This window comes from Streptomyces sp. OR43, assembly GCF_008042275.1.
GTDB lineage: Bacteria > Actinomycetota > Actinomycetes > Streptomycetales > Streptomycetaceae > Streptomyces.
On sequence record NZ_RDBK01000008.1, the window covers coordinates 326,469 to 351,264 of the forward strand.

The window sequence follows — 24,796 nt, forward strand, 5'->3', positions numbered from 1 at the left end:
GTCGGCCGGTATGAGATGGACCACGTGTGGCCCTGCCGAACTCGCGTACGCTGACGGATCACTCGCCCGTCGATGCCGGGCCCGGAGGGACAGCGGACGCTGAATCCCCGGGGGGCCTGCCGAGCGCGAGGGACCTTTTGGGAGGTAGATGCATGTCCGGGACGACCACAGCCCGAATCCGTCTGCGCGAAGCCGCCGACGGAGCCAATCGATGGGTCGTCCTGGTCGTCCTCTGCCTCAGCCTGCTGCTGGTGGCGCTCGACGCGACCGTGCTGCACGTCGCGGTCCCCGCCGTCACCGAGGACCTGCGGCCCAGCGCCGTCGGTCTGCTGTGGATCGTCGACGTCTATCCACTGGTCTGCGCCTCCCTGCTGATCCTTTTCGGCACGCTCGGTGACCGCGTGGGACGCCGGCGCATCCTGCTGCTCGGCTACGCGCTCTTCGGGGTCGCCTCCGCCGTCGCCGCCATGGCCGACAGCGCGGGCGTGCTCATAGCGGCACGGGCCATGCTCGGCGTCGGCGGCGCGATGATCATGCCGGCGACCCTGTCGATCCTCCGGCAGGTCTTTCCCGACCGCCGCGAGCGGGCCGTGGCCATCGGCGTGTGGTCGGCCGTCGCCGCCGTAGGCGCCGCCACCGGCCCTGTCATCGGCGGCTTCCTCGTCGAACACTTCTGGTGGGGCTCGGTCTTCCTCATCAACATCCCGCTGATGGCCCTGATCCTGCCGCTCGGCCGGCTGCTGCTCCCGGAATCCCGCGGCAGCAGCGACGGCCCGTGGGACGTGCTCGGGGCGCTGATGGCCGCCGCCGGCGTCCTCGGCGTCGTCCTCGGGGTGAAGCGCGCGGGGACCGGGGAAGGGCTGCTCGGGCCGGGCACGCTCGTGCCGCTGCTGGCCGGGGTCGCGCTGCTGGCCGCGTTCGTCCGCCGCCAGAAGCGCCGGGCCCATCCGCTGATCGACATGGGCATGTTCGCCAGGCCCGCCTTCACCACCGCGGTCGGCTGCATCGTCCTGGCCATGCTCGCCCTGGTCGGCCTGGAGCTGATCGCCGTCCAGTACCTCCAGCTGGTCCTGGACCTCAGCCCGCTGGAGACCGGCCTGCGGCTGCTGCCGCTCACCTTCGCCGCGATGGCCGCGGGTGCCACCGGCTCGTACACCCTGCGCCGGGTCGGACCGCGCCGGATGGTCGGCTGGGGCTTCGTCCTGACGGCGGCCGCGGTGCTGATGCTGACCGCCATGGGCCAGCACGACCGGCCCGGCCTGCTGACCGTGTCCTTCGTCCTGCTCGGCTTCGGCCTGCAGTCCACCCTCTTCGGCGCGTACGAGTCCATGCTCAGCGAGGCGCCCGCCGACCGGGCCGGCGGGGCCGCCGCCATAGGCGAGACCTCCTACCAGCTGGGCGCCGGCATGGGCATCGCCCTGCTCGGCAGCGTGATGAACGCCGCGTACGCCCCCGGTCTGGCCAAGCTCCCCGACGAAGGGGTCCCCGCCGCCGCGGGCGCCGCCGCGGCGCACTCGCTCGGCGAGGCCTATCAGGTCGCCGCGCAACTGGGCGGTCCGCTCGGCGCCGTACTGCGGTCCACCGCCCGGGACGCCTTCGTCGACGGGCTGCACATCACGCTGCTGGTCAGCGCGGGTCTGCTGCTCCTCGGGGCCCTGGCGGCACTGAGGCTGCCCCGCGCGATGGAGTGCCCGCCACTGCTCTGCGAGGCCCGGGAACCCGTGGACGGTCATGAGGTACCCGGCCCCCGGGAGGCGCTCGGCCATCAAGAGGTCCCGCATCCGCACGAGCTGCCGGACCGGGAGCGGCCCGAGGTGCTGCTCCGGCTGCCCGCGCGGCGCACGCCGGCCGAGGCGACGGGCTCTGGACGCGCGGCACACTGAGTCGTAACGTCGGCACGACGCCGTAACTAACACTGCTAGTTTTCGGCGTTCCCCACCGACATCGGTACCGTGCGAGCCGCCGGAGGCACCCCCTCATGTCCACCGCTCCGTCCTCGAAACTCCCGCCCTTCGACCCCCGCGACCCGATCGGCATCGACGATCTCCTGGGCGACGAGGATCTCGCGATCCGCGACACCGTCCGGGTCTGGGCCGCCGACCGGGTCCTGCCGCACATCGCCGAGTGGTACGAGAACGGCGAGCTGCCCGGTATCCGCGAGCTGGCCCGCGAGCTCGGATCGCTCGGGGCCCTGGGCATGTCCCTGGAGGGTTACGGCTGCGCGGGTGCCACCGCGGTCCAGTACGGGCTGGCCTGCCTGGAGCTGGAGGCCGCCGACTCCGGGATCCGCTCGCTCGTCTCCGTACAGGGCTCACTCGCCATGTACGCCATCCACCGCTTCGGCTCGGAGGAGCAGAAGCGGCAGTGGCTGCCCGGGATGGCGGCCGGCGAGATCATCGGCTGCTTCGGCCTCACCGAACCGGACCACGGCTCCGACCCGGCCGGCATGCGGACGCACGCCAGGCGCGACGGCGAGGACTGGGTCCTCAGCGGCCGCAAGATGTGGATCACCAACGGCTCGGTCGCCGGGGTCGCCGTGGTCTGGGCGCAGACCGACGAGTCCACCGCGGGCAGCGGCATCCGCGGATTCGTGGTGCCCACCGACGCCCCGGGCTTCTCCGCCCCGGAGATCAGGCACAAGTGGTCCCTGCGCGCCTCGGTGACCAGCGAACTGATCCTCGGCGACGTGCGGCTGCCGGCCGACGCGGTGCTGCCGGGCGTCACCGGCCTGCGCGGCCCGCTCAGCTGTCTCAGCCATGCCCGCTACGGCATCGTCTGGGGAGCGATGGGCGCCGCCCGGTCCAGCTTCGAGGCGGCCGTCGAGTACGCGAGGACGCGTGAGCAGTTCGGGAAGCCGATCGGCGGCTTCCAGCTCACCCAGGCCAAGCTCGCCGACATGGCCGTCGAACTGCACAAGGGCATCCTGCTCGCCCACCACCTCGGCCGTCGGATGGACGCGGGCAGGCTCCGCCCGGAGCAGGTCAGTTTCGGGAAGCTGAACAACGTGCGGGAGGCCATCGAGATCTGCCGCACCTCGCGCACGATCCTCGGCGCCAACGGGATCTCGCTGGAGTACCCGGTGATGCGTCATGCGACGAATCTGGAGTCGGTGCTCACCTACGAGGGAACCGTGGAGATGCACCAGCTGGTGCTGGGCAAGGCGCTCACCGGCCTGGACGCGTTCCGGTAGACCCGGGTCCGCGACCTGACCGCCGTGAGCGCCCTGCTCAGCTCTGGTTGAAGAAGCCGTCGGCCGGCCGGCCGACGGCTTCGCCGGTGACGACCTGCGTGTCGGCGGGGCTCAGCAGGAAGACCCGGGTGGCCACCCGCTCGATCGAGCCGCGCAGCCCGAAGATCAGCCCTGCGGCGAAGTCCACCACGCGCTTGGCGTCGGCGGAGTCCATGGACGTGAGGTTCATGATCACCGGGACCCCGTCCCGGAAGAGCTCTCCGATGCTCCGGGCGTCCCGGAAGCTGTCCGGGGTGACCGTGGCGATCCGGCGGCCCGTCTCCTCGGCCGTCTCCGTGGCCACCCGCACCCGCGGATCGGTCACCCAGGCCTGACCGGTCCCGGTCCGTGCACCCTCGGCGTACTCGTCGTCGTCGTAGTACCGCTCGTCGTTGTCCTCTACGAGGCCCAGCCAGGCACTCGCCTTGCGCACCGATCCCATGGACGCCTCCTCTCACCGCGGTTCCTTGGCGTTCCGCATGTCTTTCGTATCCCTATGGTCGTCCATGATGCGGATCGTGCGCCAAGGGGATAGGCGGCGCGCAGGGCATTCGTGACGGTACTGGTGCAGAAGATGTGGCGATTCGTCAAGGTTCCTCCTGCATAAGGGCCCTGGAGATAAGAAAATATGCTCCTCCGGTCCGTACGGGTGACATGGGGGACGTACGGGTGAACGGGTCACTCGATACGATGCACGTCGCGCAGGCGGCCGAGCGCCGCGCACAGCTGAACGACTCCCGGGGGATGGTCGTGTTCGGAATCGTCAGGCCCTGCACTCACCGCTTGTCGGAGGGGCTCAAGGCCGAGTGGATGGCCCATCTCTGCGGGCTCTGTCTGGCACTTCGCTCGGATCACGGGCAGTTCGCCCGGATCGTCACGAACTACGACGGTCTGATCGTCTCGGTCCTGACGGAGGCTCAGACCGAGCGCACCCCCGGGCAGCGGCGCACGGCCGGACCCTGCCCCCTGCGCGGCATGCGCACCGCCCCGGTGGCGCGGGGCGAGGGCGCCAGGCTCGCGGCAGCCGTGTCGCTGGTGCTGGCCTCCGCCAAGGTGCGCGACCACGTGGCCGACCGGGACGGCCTGTTGGCCCGCCGTCCGGTGGCCGCTGCCGCGCGCCGGGTCGCCGCGGGCTGGGACCGGGCCGGGGCGCGCACCGGCGCGCGGCTGGGCTTCGACACCGCGCTGCTCGTCGACGCCGTCGACCGGCAGACCGGCATCGAGCTGCTCGCGGGGCCCGGCACCCCGCTGCTGACGGTCACCGAGCCCACCGAGACCGCCACCGCCGCGGCCTTCGCGCACACCGCCGTGCTCGCGGGCAAGCCGCAGAACGCGGAGCCGCTCGCGGAGGCCGGACGGCTCTTCGGACGCCTCGCCCATCTGCTGGATGCCGTGGAGGACCAGGAAGCTGACGCCGCGTCGGGGGCCTGGAACCCCCTCACCGCGACCGGTACCTCGCGCGCCGAGGCCCGCCGGCTGTGCGACGACGCACTGCGTGGTGTACGGCTGGCGCTGCGCGACGCGGAGTTCGCCGACGGCAAGCTCGCCCATGTGCTGCTGGCGCACGAACTTCGACGCTCGGTGGACCGGGCGTTCGCCACGGAGGTCTGTTCCCATCAGGGCGGTGGCCTGCTGGCCGAAGGCGGCCACGTGTCGGGCGGCGGGCCCGCGGCCGAAGCCGGCCATGCGTCAGGAGCAAGGCCCACAGGGTCCTTCGGACCGCCCCCGGGCAATCCGTACGCCCCCACGGGCCCGTCCGGCCCCTTCGGTCCGCCGCCGCCGGAGCCCCCGCGCGACCGGCGGGGGCTCATCATGGGGTGCCTGGTGTGGGCGGGTCTCGCCTGCACCTGCCAGATGTGCTGTGGCACCTTCGACGACCCGTGGAGCCACCAGCGCCGCGAAGGGCTGTGCAGTAAATGCGACTGCGGCGACTGCTGCGACGCCTGCGACTGCTGCAGTAATTGCGGGGACTGCTGTGACGGCTGCGACTGCTGCGGGTGCGACTGCAGCTGCTGACCCGGCGGCCGGAACGGCGGCTGCGACCGCGGCTGCTGACCCGGCGGCCGAAACGGCGTCCGCCCTGCCGTCACTGACTCCACGTCACTTGATTTCCGGCGGCGAGATCTGCGAGGTCGCGACCGCCGAGGCGGAGATGCCCCACTTCTTCAGGATCCGGTCGTAGGTGCCGTCCGCCTTGAGACGGTTGACGGCTGCCTGGAAGGCGGGCGCCAGCGGGGTGCCCTTCTTGAAGGCGAAACCGACGTCGAGCCGCTTGAACTCGTTGAGGAAGCGCACGCCCTCCTGCTGCCCCACGGCGTACCGCAGCCCGTTGATGGTCGACATCAGCACATCCGTACGCCCCTGCTGGAGCGAGGTCCAGACCGCCGACGCGTCGGAGTACGTCTTCACGTCGTACGGCTTCTTGCCCGCCTCGGAGCACAGGTGCCGGTTCTTCTCCAGCGTCACCTCGAAGGTGGTGCCGGCCGCGGTCCCCACTGTCAGGCCGCAGAGCTGGGTGAGATCGGTGACCTCGCCCAGCTTGCTGTCGTCGCGGACCGCGAAGCCCTGGCCGTCGTTGAGGTAGGTGACGAAGTCGATCGTCCGGCTGCGTTCGTCGGTGACGCCGAAGTTGCCGGTGCCCACCTCGTACTTCCCGCTGCCGAGCGCGGGCAGGATCGCCTCGAACGCGGCGACCTCCCGCTTCGGCTTCAGCCCCAGAACCCGGGCCACGGCGTCCCCGAAGTCGATGTCGACGCCGGCCAGGGTCGTACCGTCCGCGAGATAGGTGGCGCCGGGCGGCGAGCCGACGCTGGAGGCGATGCTCAGGGTGCCGGACGAACGGACGCCGGCGGGCAGCAGGGCGGCCGCCGCCGCGTCCTTCTTCACTCCCGACACGACATCGGCGGTGGGGACGGCGCCCTTGGCGGCGGAACCGGCCGCACCCGCGGGGGAGGCCGCCGGATCGCCGGACCCGCACGCGGTCAGTGTCAGAGTGGCGGCGGTGATCAGCGCGAAGGCAGCGGTGTGCCGGGTACGGGGCATGAGGGATGGTTCTCCAGATTCATCGGCCGCGGACGGGCGCGGGGCAGCGCGCGACGGCCCGCGGACGGGGCGGAGGAAAGGCGGAACACGAGGCGGGACCGGTGCGAGGGGAGGGTGGTGCGGCGTTGTGTACGCGAGGGCACGCGGGGAGAAGAGCTCAGACGCCGGTCACGGCGCGAGCGGGAATGCGGGACGGAGCAGGGCGAAGGCTCAACAGGAACAGGACCACACGCGACCGAAGTCGATGTGGGAGCGCTTGACCAGCCACTGCTGCGAATGCATGGCCCAAGTGGAACAGGCATCCGGTGGTCCGTCAACTGATGTGAGACGTAACGCTCACAGTGTGGACACGCTTGACAAGCTGCCGCGAACAGGGCTTACCTCAAAGGCGGATCGGGCTGAGGGGCCCGCTCCCCGTTGTGTTCCACCGTTGTGTTCCGTGCCGAGGGCGCGCCCCGTGTTCGATCGCCGCATCCACGGAGCCCTCGCATGTCCGCACAGACAGACACCCTTCCGCCTGCCGCTCCGGCCGGCCCACTCGAAGACAACGATGCCGACCGGCTGCGGATCGTTCCGGTGCGCCGGACCGGCCAGTGGACGGCGGCCGCTGCCGTGCTGGTCCTGCTGGCCCTCGCGCTGAACTCCGTCATCCGCAACGACGCCTTCCAATGGGACGTCGTCGGCGCGTACTTCACCACCACGGCGGTGCTGCGCGGCCTCGGCCTCACGCTCTGGCTCACCGCGCTCGTGATGGCACTCGGCTTCGCGCTGGGGACCCTCCTCGCCGTCCTCAGACTCTCCGCCAACCGCGTGCTCCAAGCGGTCGGCTGGGGGTACGTGTGGCTCTTCAGGTCGACCCCGATCCTGGTCCAGCTGCTGTTCTGGTTCAACATCGGGGCGCTCTACCCGGAGATCCTCGGTGTCCGCACGGTGAACCTCCTCGGCCCCGTCACGGTCGCCGTCGTCGGACTGACCCTCCACGAGGCCGCGTACGCGGCGGAAGTCGTCCGCGGCGGCATCCTGTCCGTGGAACGCGGACAACTGGAGGCCGCCCAGTCGCTCGGCCTCGGCCCGTGGCGGCGGCTGTACCGCATCGTGCTGCCGCAGGCGATGCGGTCCATCGTGCCGCCCGCCGGGAACATGCTGATCGGCACGCTCAAGGGCACGTCGATCGTCAGCATCATCGCCGTACAGGACCTGCTGTACTCGGTGCAGCTCGTCTACCACCGCACGTACCAGGTCATCCCGCTGCTGCTGGTCGCCACCCTCTGGTACGTCGTCGTGACCTCGCTGCTCAGCGTCGGCCAGCACTACGTCGAGCGGTACTACGCGCGCGGCACCGGGGACGCCCGGTGAGCGCCGTCCCGACGCTCGTCGTCATCGGCGCCGGACCGCGCGGCACCGGCGTCATCGAGCGCATCGCCGCCAACGCCCCCTCGCTCTACGCCGGCAGGCCGCTGGACATCCATCTCGTCGACCCCTTCCCGCCCGGCGGCGGCCGGATATGGCGCCACGACCAGTCGCCGCTGCTGTGGATGAACTCCATGGCCGAGGACGTCACCATGTTCACCGACGACACCGTCCGCCTGGAGGGCCCCGTACGGCCCGGTCCGGCGCTCGACGCCTGGGCGGCCGACGTGCGCGAGGGACGGACGGCACCGGGCCCGGACATCGCGTCCGACTCCGGACTCCGTGCCGAGATCGACGCGTTGACGGGTCAGGACTTCCCCAGCCGCCGGCTGCAGGGTGCCTATCTGCGCTGGGTGTACGAGCAGTCGGTGGCCGCGCTCCCGTCCACCGTCACCGTCCACGAACACCGCGGCCGGGCCCTGCGCGTCACCGGCCCCCGGAACGGCCGCCAGACCGTCCACCTGGAGGGCCGCGCCGAACCGCTCACCGCCGACCTCGTGGTTCTCACCCTCGGCCACCTCGACGCCGAACCGGACGACGAACAGCGGCGGCTGTCCCGCTTCGCGGACCGGCACGGCCTTATCCATCTGCCGCCCGACTTCACCGCCGACAGCGACCTCGGCGCCCTGCCCGCCGGCGAACCCGTCATCGTGCGGGGCTTCGGGCTCGCCTTCATCGATCTGATGGTGCTGCTCACCGAGGGCCGCGGCGGACGGTACGAGAACGGCACGTACCTGCCCTCCGGCAGGGAACCCGTCCTGTACGTCGGATCGCGGCGCGGTGTCCCGTACCACTCCAAGATCGGATACGTCCGGCCAGGAGAACGGCCCCCGCTCCCGCGCTTCTTCGGCCCCGACCGGACCGAGGAGCTCCTGAACCGTCCGGAGCCGCCCGACTTCCGCCGGGACATATGGCCCCATGTCGACAAAGAGCTCGGCTATGCCCACTACCACCGGCTCTTCGCCTCCCACCCGGAACGCACCACGGCCGACTGGAGCGCCTTCGAGGAGAAGTACGCGGCCGCCGACCCCGGCAGCGCCGATCTGCGGGCGGTGATCGCCGCCGCCGTTCCCGACCCCGCCGACCGGCTCGACCTGGCGGCGCTCGACCACCCGCTGGACGGGGTGCGCCACTCCTCGGCCGCCTCGTTCCAGGAGGCGACACGCGCCTACATCACCGCCGACCTGGACCGCCGGCACGATCCCGGGCACAGCGAGGACCTCGCCGTCTTCCTCGGACTGCTCTCCGTGTACGGCCAGTTGGTCCGGTTCCCCGACATCGGGGACTGGTGGCACGGCTTCTTCAGCTACCTCGCGTCCGGACCGCCCGGTCCCCGCCTGCGGCAACTGCTCGCGCTCTCTCGGGCCGGTGTCGTCCGCTTCCTCGGTGCCGGGACGACGGTCCGGACCGACGAGGAACGGGGCGTGTTCCGCGCGGCCGGCGCCACCGTGCCGGGGGAACGGCTGGAGTCCCGCGCCCTCGTCGAGGCCCGGCTCCCCGACGCCTCACCACGGCACACCCGCAGCACCCTGCTCCGGGCGCTGTACGAGGACGGGGCCGCCGCCACCGGACTGCTCGCCGTCGACCCCGGGGACGGCCGGATCCTGGACCACGACGGCCGCCCGCACCCCCGCCGCTTCGCCCTCGGCCCGCACACGGCCGCCCGCACGAGCGGCGCCTTCACCCGGCCACGCACCGGCGGCCCGGCCTTCGGGCAGAACGACGCCACCGCACGCGCCGCCCTCACCTTCCTGCACGGCCTCGACGGCACCGATGACTGACCGGCACGCGCACTCCCGAGCGAAAGCCCCCGAGGACACCACCATGAAGTCGAACAGCCCTCGTTCGGCGGTCCGGGCGAGGTGCGCGAACGAGGCGAACTCGATCTGGCTGCCGGAGCGCGGGTCGTCCCAGACGGTCGTGTGCCCGTGATCCGAGCGAAGTGCCAGACAGAGCCCGCAGAGATGGGCCATCCACTCGGCCTTGAGCCCCTCCGACAAGCGGTGAGTGCAGGGCCTGACGATTCCGAACACGACCATCCCCCGGGAGTCGTTCAGCTGTGCGCGGCATCGACCTCTCCGTGCGACCGGGTGAGGTGACCGTGATCCTCGGCCCCTCCGGGTCCGGCAAGTCCACCCTGTTGCGCACCGTCAACCACCTGGAGAAGGCGGACCGGGGCTCGATCACCGTGGACGGGGACTTCGTCGGCTACCGCAGGAAGGGCGACCGGCTGTACGAACTGCCCGAGCGCGAGGTCCTGCGCCGCCGTACCCGGATCGGCTTCGTCTTCCAGAACTTCCATCTCTTCCCCCACCTCACCGTCCTGGACAACGTCACCGAGGCCCCGGTGGCCGCACTCGGACGGACGAAACAGCAGGCAGCAGCCACCGCACACCGGCTCCTGGCCCGCGTCGGGCTCGACGACCGGGCGGCGGCGTACCCGAGGCAGCTCTCCGGCGGCCAGCAGCAGCGCGTCGCCATCGCCCGGGCCCTCGCCCTCGAACCGAAACTGCTGCTCTTCGACGAACCCACCTCCGCGCTCGACCCCGAACTGGTCGGCGAGGTCCTCGACGTCATCAAGGACCTCGCGGAGCAGGGCACCACGATGATCGTCGTCACCCACGAGATCGGGTTCGCCCGCGAGGTCGCCGACACCGTCGTCTTCATGGACGAGGGACGGATCGTCGAACAGGGCCCGCCCGCCGAGGTGCTCGACCGGCCACGCCACGCACGCACCCGCGCCTTCCTCTCCAAGGTGCTGTGACCGGAACCCCTGCACTCCCGAACCCGGCACTCCCCGGAACTCCGGGCCATCAGCCATGTCCGTACCGTCCGAAAGAGCCCCCCATGCCGCCTCTCCGTCCGCTCCACCTGGCCGCCGGTGTCGGTGGCCCGCCCCGCTACGACCCCGCGCACTACACCGGCCTCGCCCGGCTCGCCGAGGGCGGGTCCCTCGACTTCGTCTCCCTCGACGACTCGTTCGCCCGGCCGGGGCCGGACGCGCTCGCCGTGCTCTCCCGGGTCGCGCCCGAGACGCGCAGGATCGGTCTCGTCCCGACGGTCACCACGACCCACACGGAGCCCTTCCACGTGTCGTCCGCCGTGGCCACGCTGGACTGGGTCAGCCGCGGCCGGGCCGGCTGGTGCGTGGACGTGTCGGGCACCGCCGCCGAGGCCCGGCTGTTCGGCCGCCGCTCCGCCGCGCCCGCCGCCGAACTCTGGCGGGAGGCCGGCGAGGCCGTCGACGTGGGCGCGCGTCTGTGGGACAGCTGGGAGGACGGTGCCGAGATCCGGGACGCCGCCACCGGACGCTTCCTCGACCGCGGCAGGCTGCACCGCACCGACTTCGAGGGCGCGGCCTTCCACGTCCGTGGCCCCGCCGTCGTGCCCCGGCCTCCGCAGGGCCACCCGGTCACGGTCGTCGACGGCACGTCCGGCCCGGCCCGGGAGGTGGCCGCCCGCCACGCGGACGTGGTGCTCGTACGGGCCGGCACACCCGAACGGGCCGCCGGGATCCGCGACGACGTGCACCGCCGCGCGGCGGACCACGGACGCGACCCCGGGACGCTGCGGGTGCTCGTCGCGCTCACCGTCGACCTGGGGGACGCCGAATCCGCCCCGGAACCCGGGCTGGAGAGCGGGCCGCCGCTCGCCGGGCACGGAACGTACTACCGCGGCGGCCCGGTCGACCTCGCCGACCTGATCACCCAGTGGTACCGGGCCGGAGCGGTCGACGGCTTCCATCTCACCCCGATCACCCCCGGGCGCGACCTCGAACGGATCGTCAACGGCACCGTGGCCCTGCTCCAGCACCGCAGCCTGTTCCGCACCTTCTACCCCGGCGGCACCCTCCGCGAGCATCTGGGCCTGCCCCGCCCGGCCAACCGGTACGCCCTCCAGGGAGCGCGGGCATGACGGACGCCCCGCGGCAGATGCATCTCGCCGCCCACTTCCCGGTGGACGACACGACCGTCTGGGACGACCCGCGCTCCGGCAGCCAGATCGAGTTCGCCTCGTTCGCGCACCTCGCCCGGACCGCCGAACGAGGGCTGTTCGACTTCCTCCTCCTCGCCGAGGCACTACGGCTGCGCGAGCACGACGGCCTGGTCCACGACCTGGACGTGGCCGGCCGCCCCGACCCCCTCACGGTGCTGCCCGCCCTGGCCGCGGTCACCGACCGGCTCGGGCTCGCCGCCTCCGCCGGTGCCGCCTTCCACGAGCCCTACGAGCTGGCCCGCCGGTTCGCCACCCTCGACCATCTCAGCGCCGGCCGGTCCGCGTGGAACGTCGTCACCTCGGAAGACCCCTTCACGGGTGAGAACTTCCGGCGCGCCGGCCGGCCCGACCGGGCCGACGGGGACGGGTACGCCCGCACCGCCGAGTTCGTCGCCACGGCCCGAGAGCTGTGGGACTCCTGGACACCCGACGGCTCCCCGCGCGCCTTCGCCCACCACGGACGGCACTTCTCGGCCGAGGGCGAGTTCACCGTCCCGCGCCCCCCGCAGGGGCACCCCGTCGTCATCCGGGCAGCGGACGGCGCGCAGGACCGCGAGTTCGCCGCGGCCGCCGCCGACGTCGTTCTCACCCGGCACGGCACCCCGCGGGCGGGCCGCGTGTTCTGTGCCGACGTCAGGAGCCGACTCGCGAAGTACGGCCGGGAGCCCGGCGAACTGAGGATCATGCCCCGTACCGGTGTGGTGCTGGGCGACAGCGACGCGGAGGCTCGGGAGCGGGCAGCCGGCATCCGCCTGCGACAGGTCTCGCCGCAGCACGCGATCGCCGCCCTGGAGCGCGTCTGGGGCCGCGACCTCTCCTCGTACGATCCCGACGGGCCGCTCCCCGCGTGCGATCCGGACCCCGCGGCGGCGCGGGCCGGGCACGGTGACGCCCTCGCCCTCGCATCGCGCTGGCGCGAGCTGTCCCGGGAGAAGGGGCTGTCCATCCGGGAAACGGTCATCGAGGCGACGGACCGCCGGCCCCTCGTCGGCAGCCCGGAGACCGTGGCCGCGGAGATGACCCGCCGCGRCGCCGCGGGAGCCGCCGACGGCTTCGTCCTCGTTCCCCATCTCGTCCCCGGCGGCCTCGACGACTTCGTCGACCGGGTCGTCCCGCTCCTCCAGGAACGGGGAGTGTTCCGCACCGCGTACACCGGCTCCACGCTGCGGTCGCACCTCGGGCTCGCCGCGCCGGTATGGAAAGGTTGACCACATGAGCACGGACGCACAGCAGCAGGCAGCACGGGACTGGAACCACTGGCACCAGGAGCGGACCGCCACGGTCTCCGCTCCGTACGGGCCGCTGTCCCTCACCGGCACCCACTGGCTCTCCGACTACCCGGAAGGTCGAATTCCGGCCGTCCCGGGCCACTGGGCGGAGGACGGCGACGAGGTGGTGCTCACCGCGGGTCCCGAGGACGGGCTGAGCGTGGACGGGAAGCCGTTCACCGGCCAGGTCCGCCTCGGCGCCGACCGCGGGCCGATCGACGGCTCCCGGGTGGCGCACGGCGGACGACGGCTCGTCGTGCTGAGCCGCGAAGGCCTGTGGGCGGTACGGGACTTCGACCCGGACTCCGCGGCGCGGCGCGCTTTCCGCGCGATCGAGGCGACACCGTACGACCCGCACTGGGCCGTGCCGGGCCGCTTCCGCCCGTACGACACCTCCCGTACCGTCCGGGTCGAGAACGCGGACGGTGTCGAGCGCGGGCTGGGGCTCGGCGGTGAGATCGCCTTCGAGCTGGACGGCGTGGAGCACACGCTCCAGGTGGCCGTGGAGGCCGACGGTTCGCTCTGGGCGGTCTTCGCCGACGCCACCAGCGGGGACACCAGCTACCGCTTCCGGTTCCTGCGGCCCGCCGCCCCGGCCGCCGACGGCTCGGTGACGGTCGACCTCAACCGCGCACTGCTGCCGCCCTGCGCCTTCGCGGACCACTTCATCTGCCCCTTCCCGCCGCCGGGCAACACCCTGCCCATCGCCGTCGAGGCCGGAGAGCGGCGCAGGACCGACAGCTGAACCCACCCCTTCCTCCCGGCCGCGCCCGGCCCCGGCAGACCGTCCTGCGCCGGGGCCGGGCGCGGCTGCGGCGAAGGGGAGGTCCGGCAAGCTCAGGCCAAAAGGCGCCCTTGCGCCAGAAGTTGACGCCTTGAATACTCCCGAGCAGCGCTTGTCAGGAGCACGGCACATCCGGAATACGGACGGATGGCCGAGCCCCCGACTGCGCCTCACGGGTCCTGCCACCCCACAGGCGGACCCCCGACTCCCCTCGGGAGGAAACAAGTGAGGATCAAGCGCACCACCCCCCTCAGCACCGCCGCGAGACGCAGCAGGGCCATCGGCATAGCCGCGGGTCTCGTGGCCGTCGCCGCACTCACCGTCCCCAGCGCCCAGGCCAGCTCCACCGGAACGTACAGCGCGAACCAGCTCTCCGCCGCGAGCGACGCCGTGCTCGGCGCCGACGTGGCCGGTACGGCCTGGAACGTCGACCCCGTGACGAAGAAGGTCGTGGTCACGGCCGACAGTACGGTCTCCGCCTCGGAGATCCAGCAGATCAAGGACTCCGCGGGCGCCAACGCGGGCGCCCTGCGCATCGAGCGCACCTCCGGGAAGTTCAGCAAGCTGCTCTCCGGCGGTGACGCCATCTACGCACCCGGCTGGCGCTGTTCCCTCGGATTCAACGTCCGCAGCGGCAGTACGTACTACTTCCTGACCGCCGGTCACTGCACCGACGGCAACCCGCCCTGGTACACCAACTCCGCCAACACCACCTACATCGGCCCGACCGTCGGCTCCAGCTTCCCGACCAACGACTACGGTCTGGTCCGCTACGACAACACCGCCGTCGCCCACGCCGGCACCGTCGGCAGCGTCGACATCACCAGCGCGGCCAATGCCACGGTCGGGATGTCCGTCACCCGCCGCGGCTCCACCACCGGCATCCACAGCGGCACCGTCTCGGCGCTCAACGCCACGGTCAACTACGGCGGCGGCGACGTCGTCTACGGCATGATCAAGACGAACGTGTGCGCGGAGCCCGGCGACTCCGGTGGTCCGCTCTACTCCGGCTCCAAGGCGATCGGGCTCACCTCGGGCGGCAGTGGCAACTGCAGCTCCGGCGGGACGACCTTCTTCCAGCCGGTCACCGAGGCACTCAGCGCGTACGGCGTCAGCGTCTACTGACACGCCGGGTGGCCGGTCCAGCCCCCCGGAACCGGCCCGTCCCTCGAAAACGCAAGTCGAACACGCCGAGCCCCCGCCCGAATTGTGGGCGGGGGCTCCCGCTGACCCCGCGGCTTTTGAGAGGATGTGACACAGAACGGTCACGCAGGAGCAACGGGGGCGGATGCTGCGCCTCCCGGAGGGATGCCCTCCGGGAACCCCCGGCAGACACCCCAGGGGGTTCCAGATCCGTGAAACGCATCGGAGTGACCGGTCATCGCAGCATTCCGCAGGAAGTCCATGACCATGTGCTGGCCTCGATGCGAGCGGCGTTCCGGGGATTCGACGGCTCGGTGGAGGCGCTGTCCAGCCTGGCCGTCGGGGCGGACCAGCTCTTCGCCGACCTCGCGCTCGCCCATGGCGCCCAGCTGACCGTGGTCATCCCCAGCGGCGACTACGAGGCCTGCTTCGCCGACGGTGCGGAACTGGCCCGCTACCGGGCGCTGAAGGCCCGGGCCGTACGCGAGGTCCGGCTGGACTACCCGCACTCCACCGACGAGGCGTACTACGCCGCCGGCGCCTACATCGCCGATCACTGCGACCGGCTGATCGCCGTGTGGGACGGCCGCCCCGCCCGCGGCCTCGGCGGTACGGGCGACATCGTGACGTACGCCCGCGGGCTCGGCCGCCCGGTGACGGTGATCTGGCGCGACGGGGTCGAACGGAACTGACCGGCCGTCACGGGCGACGCGTGGCCCCGCGCGTGCGGCCGGCCGTCACGGAGGACGGACGCCGGCGGTCTCACATCTGGTGCCGGGCGAGCCAGTCGGTGTGCTGCGGGGAGACGATGCGCTCGGTCTCGAACACCGCGCGCGGCCACTGGCGCTCGTTCAGCGTCGTCTCCATCGCTATCTGCATCGACTCCAGGTCCTTCTCCACCAGGGAGTGGGCCGAGATCAGCGGATGGTGGCGGCGCATCTCGGCCCAGGCCAGACAGGCGGCGGCCGCGGCCGAGAGCACTCCGGTCAGTGCGAAGGACTGGCCCACCGAGAAGGCCCTGAGCAGGGCGAGCAGCAGGGCGAGGGCCGTCAGCACGGCGATGGTGGTCGACCAGACCAGGGTGGCCCGCCGGGAAACCTCCTGGCGGCGGCGGTACCAGCTGCGCTGTTCGATCAGCCGGTCACGTACATACGTCTCCTTGCGCACGGTGAATGCCTTCTCCCGCAGCGTGCGCATGGAATCGGTGATGAGGCCACCGGAATCGGCCGTCCGGTCCCTGGGGTCGGACCAGCCCACCTTGCGGAGCTCCTGAAGCCCTTCTTCGAGCCGGTTGGCGAACACCGCTTCGGGGTGCTGTGTGCCGGTGTCGAAAGGTGAGCCGTGCACCGAGTAGCGCCAGCACATCGATTTGATGAACTCTGCCGCGGAGCGATTGAGTTGCCAATGCGACTTTGCTTTCCGCCGGGAGGTGAGGAAGGTGGCGACCAGGACGCCGAGGTAGGCCAACACGGCCGCACAGTCCGTCAGTTGGAGGGAGCCGCCGACCTCCGCACGCCAGGGCAGTGCGGCCGGGATCGTGCCCCCGACCAGCAGGATCAGCTGCCATCGGGTGGTATTCACCGCCTCCCGCTGGCGGGAGACCGCAATGGCGTCCGTGTGGTGAAAGAGTTCCGGCAGATCAGCGTTCCTGAAGACCATGCTCTGCAGTGGTCCGGGAATCGCCGTCATGTTCACTCCCGTCTGCGGTTATGTCGTCACCCTGATGGCGGAATCTGTTGTTCCGCTCGATCGGCGCCGGTCCCGTGTGACGCTCGTGTTCCAAGTGGGCGTCCTCAGTTGCCAACCGAGGCCATGAGAGTAAAGTCGTGCCGCCGGACACTGCAATGGTGCAGGTACCAACGCTGGTTTCCTGTCCGGAACCATTCCATCGGAACGAATCCCCTCAAGGACGGCCGTGAAGACCACTGAATCCTCCCTCTCCTTCGCCGTTGCGAAGAAGAGCCGTGTGCCGCTCGCCGCGATCGACGCGCGTGGCGGCGAAGCAGCCAGGAAGCTCGGTCGGGTGCACGTCGCTTCCGCCGGTCGCCCCAACCAGGCATCCACCTTCAACTCCTCCCTCTGAATCCTCTCCAACGGATCAATCCTCCGGGACGGCACGCCTGCCGGATCACCCTTCCGGGCTGGCTAGACTGGTGGAATGACAGGACCCCTGGTCCCTTTCCGTGAAGTAGTCCTCAAGGTTCACAGCAGGTGTGATCTTGCCTGTGACCATTGCTATGTCTACGAACATGCCGATCAGAGCTGGCGAACCCGTCCGAAAACAATCTCTGACGAAGTCATTTTCCGGACTGCTCAGCGCCTGGCTGAGCATGCCAAGACACACGCACTGCCCTCCGTGTCAGTAATCCTGCACGGAGGGGAGCCTCTGCTGGCGGGCCCCGCCCGGCTGCGGCGCATCTGCGAAGAGCTGACCTCCGCCTTCGACGGCATCGCCGCCCTCGATCTCCGGATCCACACCAACGGACTGCAGCTCAGCCCGCGCTATCTCGACCTCTTCCGCGCATACGACGTCAAGGTGGGTATCTCCCTCGACGGCGACCGCGCGGCCAACGACCGGCACCGCCGCTTCGCCGACGGGCGCAGCAGCCACCCGCTGGTACTCAAGGCCGTCGAGCTGCTCCGGCAGGAGCGCTACCGCCATCTCAACCTCGGCCTCCTGTGCACCGTCGACATCGAGAACGACCCGGTCGCGGTCCTCGACGCGCTCACGGAGCTCGAACCGCCGCTCATCGACTTCCTGCTTCCCCATGCCACCTGGGACGACCCGCCGCCGCGGCCGGACGGATCGCCCACCGCCTACGCCGACTGGCTCCTCGCGGTCTTCGACCGCTGGCAGGAGCGGGGGCGCCCGGTGCCGGTGCGGATCTTCTCCTCGGTCGCCTCGACACTCAACGGCGGCCCCAGCCTCACCGAGTCGCTGGGCCTGGCCCCGACGGACCTCGTCGTCGTCGAGACCGACGGCAGCCTGGAGCAGGTCGATTCGCTGAAGAGCGCCTACGAGGGCGCGGCGAATACCGGCTTCGACGTCTTCGCGCACGCCTTCGACGAGGTGGCTGCGCACCCCGGCGTACGGGCCAGACAGCTCGGCCTGGAAGGGGTCAGCGAGACATGCCGCCGCTGCCCTGTCGTACGTTCGTGCGGGGGAGGTCTGTACACCCACCGCTACAGCTCCGTCGGCGCCGGCGAGGGATTCGACAACCCGTCGGTGTACTGCCACGACCTGGCCGCCCTGGTACGCGGAATCGAGGCCCGGACACCGGCGGACACCGTGGCGCCCGAGGTGGCCGATCCGGCCGAACTGCTCGCGGCCCAGGAAGACCTCACCCGCACGCTGCTGGCGCGGCTGCACGCCGACCTGGACGGCGGGGGCGGTGAACGCTGGGCACGGGCCTGGGAGCTGGCGGCCGTCCTGGAGGGCTCGGACGAAGGGGCCCGGGGGCTGGACGGCGTACTCGCCCATCCGTACACGCGCACCTGGCTGCTCGGCGCGCTGGACGCCCTGCACGAAGGCCGGGCGGGGGCGGCATCCGGTGCGGCGGACGGTCTGCAGACCCTGCTCGCGGCGGCGGCCGTACGGGCCGGCCTCGACGTAAGGGTGCCGGTGCCCTACCGGGACGGCGGGCTCGTCCTGCCCACCCTGGGCCGGCTGACGGTCGCCGGTCCGGGGGAGCACGGCACCGTGCTGGTCCGCGCGGCAGGCGACGGGTTCCTGGCGGGTCCCGCCGCCGGATCGGCCGAGCGGCGGATCCGGCGGTCCGACACGGCCGGACCCGGCTGGCTGCCGGTGCGCGGGTTCGCCCTGCCGGGCGCCCCGTTCGCGGGCCACGGCTTCGTGATCGACGACGTCGACCCGTACCGCGACTGCTTCGGCACGCCTGCCGCGGCCACGCTCGACGCGGCGGCGGCCGGGCGTCTGGGCGACGCGCTGACCGAGGCCTGGGCGCTGATCGAGGAGCGGGCTCCCGCCCACGGCGCGCGGTCGCTCGACGGTCCGCTCACCCTGACCCCGCTCCGCGGGGCGATGCCGGGCGAGCCCTCGGTGGGACGGCACGGATACGGCGCACTCGGCATCGGGGCGGACGGGGACGCCGGCACGCTGGCGCTCACGCTGCTGCGCGGCGTGCGGCGGGCGAGATTCCGGGCACTTGTGGACGTCACGGATCTTTACGCGGCGGACGGCTCCTGGGAACATCGAATGCCCTGGGGGGACGAATTGGTTCCGTTTTCCGGGCTGCTGGAAGCTGCCTATGAACGGCTGGCGCTCGCGGTATTCGATCACCGGTTCAGGGACGGTATCCCGCAGGCGCTCGACACACTGGAAGGGGCCGCCGAACTCACCGTCGGCGGGAAACGACTGCTGACTCTGATGCGAAAAGAATTCTGAATCCCGAATTCCGGTTCGACCGGGACGGTGGGCGCAGACTCGGGACAACCGGGAGGAACAGCCGCAGACCGCATCCATGCGGGAGTGTGATCGACACGACCCGGGAACAGATGACTGAAAAGTGGCGTTGATTGACCGAACGTCATGGGGGTGGAGCAAGGTCCGCTCCGGAATGATGAATTCGCTCGCATTCTCTTCACTCCTCGGGTGCGGGTGCTCACACAGGACGGGGGTCGTGTGCACGCGACGACGCAGCAGCGAGCGGCGGACCATCGGCCGTACTTCTTCTTGAGTTACGCCCACACACCGGGGTACGGCGGTGGCACGGACCCCGACATGTGGGTCGAACGGCTCTTCCAGGACCTCTGCGGTCATGTGATGGCCATGACCGATCTGCCCGCGGGCGCGCCCGCCGGCTTCATCGACCGTGAGATACGTTCCGGCGAGGGCTGGTCGGAGCGGCTCGGCGAAGTCCTCGCCACCTGCCGGGTGTTCGTGCCGCTTTTCTCGCCGCGTTACTTCGCCAGCGAGATGTGCGGCAAGGAGTGGTACGCGTTCGCCCAGCGGGCCATCCACCACCGGGCCCGCTCCAACCAGCCCGCCGAGGCGATCGTCCCGGCTCTCTGGGTGCCGGTGCCGCCCAGCCAACTGCCCGGACCGGCCGAGCGATTACAGTTCAACCACCGTGATTTCGGGGACCGTTACGTCAGCGACGGACTGTACGGACTGATCAAGCTCAAACTCTTCAACGAGGAGTACGAGCGTGCGGTGTACGAGCTCGCCAAACGTATCGTCAGCGTCGCGGACACCGTACGGATCGGAACCGGCCGCCCCGTCGACTACCGGCTCGCGCCCAGCGCCTTCGGCTCACCGAGCAGCCTGGCCGCAGGCGGCCCCCGGCCGATGCAGGTGACCATCGCCGCCGCCACCCGCCACGACCTGCCCGAGGGGCGCAACGCCGACTACTACGGCGACAACCCGCAGGACTGGAACCCCTACCACCCGGACGCCGCGCGGCCCCTGGCCTATGTCGCCGAGGACCTGGTGCGCTCCCTCAACTACCAGGCGACCATCGCCTCCTTCGACGAGGAGGCCGGCCTTCCGGTCGGCAAGCAGCCCCCGACCACTCCGGAGATCCTCCTGGTCGACCGCTGGGCGCTCCAGGACGAGGACCGGTGCAGGCGGCTGGCCGCCTTCGACGCGGAGAACCGTCCCTGGGTGACGATGGTCGTCCCCTGGAACCGTGACGACCACGAGAGCAGAGCCGCGGAGGCCGAACTGACCGCCAAGCTGGAGCGGACCATGCCGACCAAGATGCGCCAGGGCCGGGCCTACTGCCGGGCCGCCGCCAAGGGCGTACCGAGCATGGAGGCCTTCGGCCAGATCCTGCCGCAGGTGGTCGAGGTGGCCGCCCAGCAGTACCTGAGACACGCGGCCGTCTATCTGCCCGCCACCGGCGGCGGAGGCCCCACCGAACGGACCCGCCTGATGGGACCCATGGCGCAGACCCAGTACATCCCCGGGACACATGACGCTTCGACGGATGCGGAGGACACGGATGACGGCCAGTCGTGACGGGCGCATCGTCACCTTCTACTCGTACAAGGGCGGTACGGGGCGCACCATGGCCCTGGCCAACACCGCCTGGATCCTCGCCGCCAACGGCAAACGGGTACTGGCCGTCGACTGGGACCTGGAGGCACCCGGACTGCACCGGTTCTTCCATCCGTTCCTCGACCCCTCGACGCTCGGGGCCACCACCGGTGTCATCGACCTGATCACCGAGTACGCCTGGGCCGCGACCAGTCCCGTGCAGCGGGCCGACGACTGGCACCGGGACTACGCCCGGATCCAGCCGCACGCCGTCTCGCTCACCCCCGAGGCGCTCGGCTGGGAGTTCCCGCACGGCGGCACGCTCGACTTCGTGTCCGCGGGGCGGCAGAACCGCGAGTACTCCGCGACCGTCTCCACGTTCGACTGGGACAACTTCTACGACCGGCTCGGCGGCGGCCACTTCTTCGACGCCCTGCGCGACGACATGAAGGCCAACTACGACTACGTCCTCATCGACAGCCGCACCGGCCTCAGCGACATCGCCGACATCTGCACCGTCCACCTGCCCGATGTGCTCGTCGACTGCTTCACGCTCAGCGACCAGTCCATCGACGGCGCCGCCTCGGTCGCCCGCCAGATCTCCGAGCGGTACACCGGCCGTCCCATCTCCATCTTCCCCGTCCCGATGCGGATCGACGAGGGCGAGAAGGAGAAGGCGGACGCCGGACGGGCCCTGGCCCGGCTGAAGTTCGACCGGCTGCCGCGCGATCTGTCGGGCGACGAACTCACCGCCTACTGGGGTGCGGTGGAGATTCCGTACCGCCCCTACTACGCGTACGAGGAGACGCTGGCCACCTTCGGCGACGAGGCGGGTCTCACCAACTCCCTCCTCTCCGCCTTCGAACGGCTCACCTCCGTCATCACCGATCAGCAGATCACCTCGATGCCGGCGGTCGGCGAAGAGGTCCGGCTGCGCATCCGTGACGCGTTCACCCGGCGCAGGCCCGCCCTGCCCGCCGATCTCCTGCTCAGTTATGTGGCGGAGAACCGGATGTGGGCCGACTGGATCGAGTCCGTGCTGACCCGGGCCGGCTTCCGTGTCGTGCCGCGCGACGTGTCCGCCGAGCGGGATCCGCAGGAGGCGACGGCCGTCGCCGCCGAGAACGCGGTCCGGACCGTGGTCCTGCTCTCCAGCGCCTATCTGAAGTCGCAGCGCGCGGTGAACCTCTGGGACCGCGCCGTCGCCGAGGATCCGGGCGGCGGGCGGCGCCATCTGCTGCCGCTCAGGGTCGGTGACGTACGGCTTTCGGCGCCGTACATCGACCGCAACCCCGTCGACCTGTTCCGGCTCGACGAGGTGCACGCCACCGCCGCCCTGTTACGCGCCCTGGACCGGCCCGTACAGCTCACCGACGCGGTCTCGCCCGGACCGCGCTTCCCCGGCACCGTCCCCCGGATCTGGAACGCGCCGCCGCGCAACCCCGGCTTCACCGGCCGCTCCCTGGTCCTGGAGCGGATGCGCGACCAGCTCGGCGGCGGCATGGCCGTCGTGCTGCCACAGCCGCAGACCCTGTACGGACTCGGCGGCGTCGGCAAGACCCAGGTCGCGCTGGAGTACGTGCACCGGTTCATGGCCGACTACGACCTGGTCTGGTGGATATCGTCCGAGCAGACCGACGACGTGGTCGCCGGTCTCGCCGAACTCGCCGTCCGGCTCGGCGCCCAGGGCGGCGACGACATGGCGGCCGCCTCCCAGGAGGCCGTCGACCTGCTGCGCCGCGGTGTGCCCTCGGACCGCTGGCTGCTGGTCTTCGACAACGCCGACGACCCCGAACGGCTCCGGCGCTACTTCCCGCAGGGCGGCTCCGGCCACATCCTGGTCACCTCCCGCAACCAGGCATGGTCCCAGCACGGCGACGCGCTGCCCGTCGACGTCTTCCTCCGCGAGGAGTCCATCGAGCACCTCCAGCGCCGGGCGCCGGGACTGAGCGACGAGGACGCCGCGCAGGTGGCCACCGCGGTGGGCGACCTGCCGCTCGCCGTCGAACAGGCGGCGGCGTGGATCGCGGAGACCGCCACCCCGATCGACACCTACCTGGAGCAGCTGGCCCAGCAGGCCCCAGAGGTCCTGGCGCTCAACCAGCCGGCCGGCTACCCCGAGCCGGTCGCCGCGACCTGGAACATCTCCATCCAGCGCCTCAAGGAGCGCTCGCCCGCGGCGGTGCGCCTGCTCCAGCTCTGCGCCTTCTTCGCCCCGGAGCCGATCTCGGGGAACCTCCTGTACAGCAAGGAGATGATCGAGGCGCTGAAGCCGTACGACGCCTCGCTCCAGGAGAAGCTGGTGCTGGGCCGGGTCATCCGGGAGATCGGCCGGTTCGCCCTCGCCAAGGTCGACCAGGTCTCCAACTCCATCCAGGTGCACCGGCTCGTCCAGGCCGTCATCCGGGCCCAGCTCACCGAGGAGGAGCAGCAGGACGCCCGGCACGCCGTCCACCGCATCCTGGCGGGTGCCAGGCCCGATGACGACGAGCCGATCGACAACCCGGCCAACTGGCCGCAGTTCGCCACGATATGGCCGCACCTGGGCCCGTCCGACGCCCGCAACTGCAAGGAACCCGAGGCCCGCCGGCTCCTGATCGACCGAGTGCGCTACCTGTGGAAGCGCGGTGACTTCAGGACGGCCACGACGCTCTGCGAGGAACTGCGCGAGATCTGGCGCGAGACGCTGGGGGAGCGGGACATCCAGTACCTCTACCTCTGCTTCCACCTCTCCAACATCTACCGCTCGCGCGGCCGTTACGTGGAGGCGATGGAGCTCGACGAGATCACCCTGGCGACGCAGCGGGAGGTGCTCGGGCCGGAGCATCCGCACACGTACATGAGCACCAGCAGCCTGGCCACGGACCTCGGCACGCTCGGCGAGTACACCAGGGCGATCGAGCTGGCGACCGAGGCCACCGACGGGTTCAACCAGATCTTCCACGACTCGCACCCCAGGGCGCTGGCCGCGGCCAACAACCTGGCGTTCACCCTGCGGTCCATCGGCCAGTACGCCAAGGCCCGCGAGATCGACCAGGACGTCTTCGACCGGCGCCGGGAGGTGCTCGGCGAGGAACACCCGTACAGCCTCTCCTCGGCCATGAACCTGGCCCGCGACCTGCGGGACGTCGGGCGGTACGAGGACTCGGTCGGCATCCTCAGCCGTACGTACGACAGCTACAAGGCCACGCTCGGCCGGTCCTTCCCCGGCACGCTCAGCGCGGCCAAGAGCCTGGCGGTCTCGCTGCGCCGGGCGGGCAGGCTGGAGGACGCCCGCCGGCTGACGGTGGCGACCAGGGCCCGGTACAAGGCCAAGTACACCTCCGCCAACCCGGAGTCGCTGGCCTGCGACCTCAATCTGGCGGCCGACCTGTTCGCGGCGGGTGAGACGTCCGACGCGCGGGCCACCGCCCAGGAGGTCGTCGACCAGTACATGAAGGTGCCGGGCGAGAAGCACCCGTACACCCTGGCCGCCCTGAACAACCTGGGCGTCTACCTCTGGGGGTCCGGTGCGGCCGAGGAGGCGGAGCAGGTGCTGACCCGGGTGGTCGCCTCGATGCGTGAGGTGTACGGGCGGGAGCACCCCAACACGCTGTTCAGCGTGATGAACCTGGCCAATGCCACGGCGGAGCGCGGCGATATCGACCTGGTGCTGAAGACCGAGCGGTCACTGGCGGTGCAGTTCCGGGACGTGCTGGGCGCACACCATCCGGAGACGCTGGCCATGAAGTCGAACATGGCGGTCACCCTCGGCGCGATGGGGCGCAAGGACGAGGCGCTCCATGTCAGGGCGGAGACCGTCGAGGAGCTGACCCGTCAGCTCGGTGAGGAGCATCCGCTCACCCGGATCGCCCGGGACGACCGCCGCTTCCAGCGTGAACTGGAACCGCAGGCGGTGTGAGGCACGCGGGAGCGTCCGGCCGATG

Annotated in this window: 18 protein-coding genes; 15 read left to right on the forward strand and 3 right to left on the reverse strand. The window is 71.1% G+C overall.

Going from position 1 to position 24,796, the window contains the following annotated elements; genetic code table 11:
- Positions 1 to 152 precede the first annotated feature (152 nt).
- Together EAO72_RS05485 and EAO72_RS05490 are read left to right on the forward strand one after the other, a co-directional pair.
- Positions 153 to 1,883: an MFS transporter gene (locus EAO72_RS05485; protein ID WP_148016050.1), complete on the forward strand. Its 1,731-nt coding sequence runs from the start codon at positions 153 to 155 to the stop codon at positions 1,881 to 1,883.
- A 95-nt stretch (positions 1,884 to 1,978) separates the two neighbouring features.
- Positions 1,979 to 3,190 (forward strand): acyl-CoA dehydrogenase family protein, encoded by a 1,212-nt coding sequence (locus EAO72_RS05490; RefSeq protein ID WP_148016051.1) that lies wholly within the window; start codon positions 1,979 to 1,981, stop codon positions 3,188 to 3,190.
- Positions 3,191 to 3,227: 37 nt separating this feature from the next.
- Here EAO72_RS05490 and EAO72_RS05495 read toward each other — a convergent pair whose 3' ends face one another.
- A complete protein-coding gene (locus EAO72_RS05495; protein WP_148016052.1) occupies positions 3,228 to 3,671 on the reverse strand; it encodes a cell division protein SepF in 444 nt (147 codons plus the stop codon).
- Positions 3,672 to 3,919: 248 nt separating this feature from the next.
- Between EAO72_RS05495 and EAO72_RS05500 the strand changes: the two genes are divergently transcribed.
- Entirely contained in the window at positions 3,920 to 5,245 is a 1,326-nt protein-coding gene (locus EAO72_RS05500; RefSeq protein WP_261991332.1) for a DUF5685 family protein, read from the forward strand.
- 84 nt (positions 5,246 to 5,329) lie between these two features.
- Here the strand turns inward: EAO72_RS05500 and EAO72_RS05505 are convergent, their stop codons facing one another.
- Positions 5,330 to 6,271, reverse strand: a complete 942-nt coding sequence (locus EAO72_RS05505) for an ABC transporter substrate-binding protein (protein ID WP_148016053.1) — start codon at positions 6,269 to 6,271, stop codon at positions 5,330 to 5,332.
- 489 nt (positions 6,272 to 6,760) lie between these two features.
- Between EAO72_RS05505 and EAO72_RS05510 the strand changes: the two genes are divergently transcribed.
- The 8 genes from EAO72_RS05510 (at position 6,761) to EAO72_RS05545 (ending at position 15,564) form a co-directional block, all read left to right on the forward strand.
- Positions 6,761 to 7,627, forward strand: coding sequence for an amino acid ABC transporter permease (locus EAO72_RS05510; RefSeq protein WP_148016054.1), 867 nt, complete (start codon positions 6,761 to 6,763; stop codon positions 7,625 to 7,627).
- Entirely contained in the window at positions 7,624 to 9,462 is a 1,839-nt protein-coding gene (locus tag EAO72_RS05515) for an FAD/NAD(P)-binding protein (protein WP_148016055.1), read from the forward strand. The genes EAO72_RS05510 and EAO72_RS05515 overlap by 4 nt, the downstream gene beginning before the upstream one ends.
- A gap of 278 nt (positions 9,463 to 9,740) precedes the next feature.
- Positions 9,741 to 10,445, forward strand: coding sequence for an amino acid ABC transporter ATP-binding protein (locus EAO72_RS05520; protein ID WP_148016056.1), 705 nt, complete (start codon positions 9,741 to 9,743; stop codon positions 10,443 to 10,445).
- A gap of 83 nt (positions 10,446 to 10,528) precedes the next feature.
- Positions 10,529 to 11,596 carry an LLM class flavin-dependent oxidoreductase gene (locus tag EAO72_RS05525; RefSeq protein WP_148016057.1) on the forward strand — a complete coding sequence of 356 codons (1,068 nt, stop codon included), beginning with the start codon at positions 10,529 to 10,531 and terminating at the stop codon, positions 11,594 to 11,596.
- Complete coding sequence (locus tag EAO72_RS05530) at positions 11,593 to 12,885, forward strand: NtaA/DmoA family FMN-dependent monooxygenase (RefSeq protein ID WP_148016058.1); 1,293 nt, start codon at positions 11,593 to 11,595, stop codon at positions 12,883 to 12,885. Before EAO72_RS05525 ends, EAO72_RS05530 begins: the two co-directional genes overlap by 4 nt.
- Positions 12,886 to 12,889: 4 nt before the next feature.
- Positions 12,890 to 13,690 carry a DUF1684 domain-containing protein gene (locus tag EAO72_RS05535; RefSeq protein ID WP_148016059.1) on the forward strand — a complete coding sequence of 267 codons (801 nt, stop codon included), beginning with the start codon at positions 12,890 to 12,892 and terminating at the stop codon, positions 13,688 to 13,690.
- A gap of 264 nt (positions 13,691 to 13,954) precedes the next feature.
- The gene (locus tag EAO72_RS05540; protein WP_148016060.1) at positions 13,955 to 14,854 is read left to right on the forward strand and encodes a S1 family peptidase; all 900 of its coding nucleotides are present in this window, start codon (positions 13,955 to 13,957) and stop codon (positions 14,852 to 14,854) included.
- A 230-nt stretch (positions 14,855 to 15,084) separates the two neighbouring features.
- Complete coding sequence (locus tag EAO72_RS05545; RefSeq protein WP_148016061.1) at positions 15,085 to 15,564, forward strand: hypothetical protein; 480 nt, start codon at positions 15,085 to 15,087, stop codon at positions 15,562 to 15,564.
- A 70-nt stretch (positions 15,565 to 15,634) separates the two neighbouring features.
- On the opposite strand, the gene EAO72_RS05550 is transcribed toward EAO72_RS05545, so the two are convergent.
- The gene (locus tag EAO72_RS05550; RefSeq protein WP_148016436.1) at positions 15,635 to 16,531 is read right to left on the reverse strand and encodes a DUF4231 domain-containing protein; all 897 of its coding nucleotides are present in this window, start codon (positions 16,529 to 16,531) and stop codon (positions 15,635 to 15,637) included.
- A 256-nt stretch (positions 16,532 to 16,787) separates the two neighbouring features.
- Between EAO72_RS05550 and fxsA the strand changes: the two genes are divergently transcribed.
- The 4 genes from fxsA to fxsT all read left to right on the forward strand — a co-directional run bounded on the left by fxsA (position 16,788) and on the right by fxsT (position 24,771).
- Positions 16,788 to 16,955, forward strand: a complete 168-nt coding sequence (gene fxsA / locus EAO72_RS05555; RefSeq protein ID WP_187284933.1) for an FxSxx-COOH cyclophane-containing RiPP peptide — start codon at positions 16,788 to 16,790, stop codon at positions 16,953 to 16,955.
- Positions 16,956 to 17,030: 75 nt separating this feature from the next.
- Positions 17,031 to 19,277 carry a radical SAM/SPASM protein FxsBH, inactivated beta-hydroxylase extension form gene (gene fxsBH / locus EAO72_RS05560; RefSeq protein ID WP_187284934.1) on the forward strand — a complete coding sequence of 749 codons (2,247 nt, stop codon included), beginning with the start codon at positions 17,031 to 17,033 and terminating at the stop codon, positions 19,275 to 19,277.
- Between the two features lie 213 nt (positions 19,278 to 19,490).
- Positions 19,491 to 20,852 (forward strand): FxsC protein, encoded by a 1,362-nt coding sequence (fsxC, locus tag EAO72_RS05565; protein ID WP_261991353.1) that lies wholly within the window; start codon positions 19,491 to 19,493, stop codon positions 20,850 to 20,852.
- Positions 20,836 to 24,771, forward strand: a complete 3,936-nt coding sequence (gene fxsT, locus EAO72_RS05570; RefSeq protein ID WP_148016062.1) for an FxSxx-COOH system tetratricopeptide repeat protein — start codon at positions 20,836 to 20,838, stop codon at positions 24,769 to 24,771. The genes fsxC and fxsT overlap by 17 nt, the downstream gene beginning before the upstream one ends.
- Positions 24,772 to 24,796: the final 25 nt, after the last annotated feature.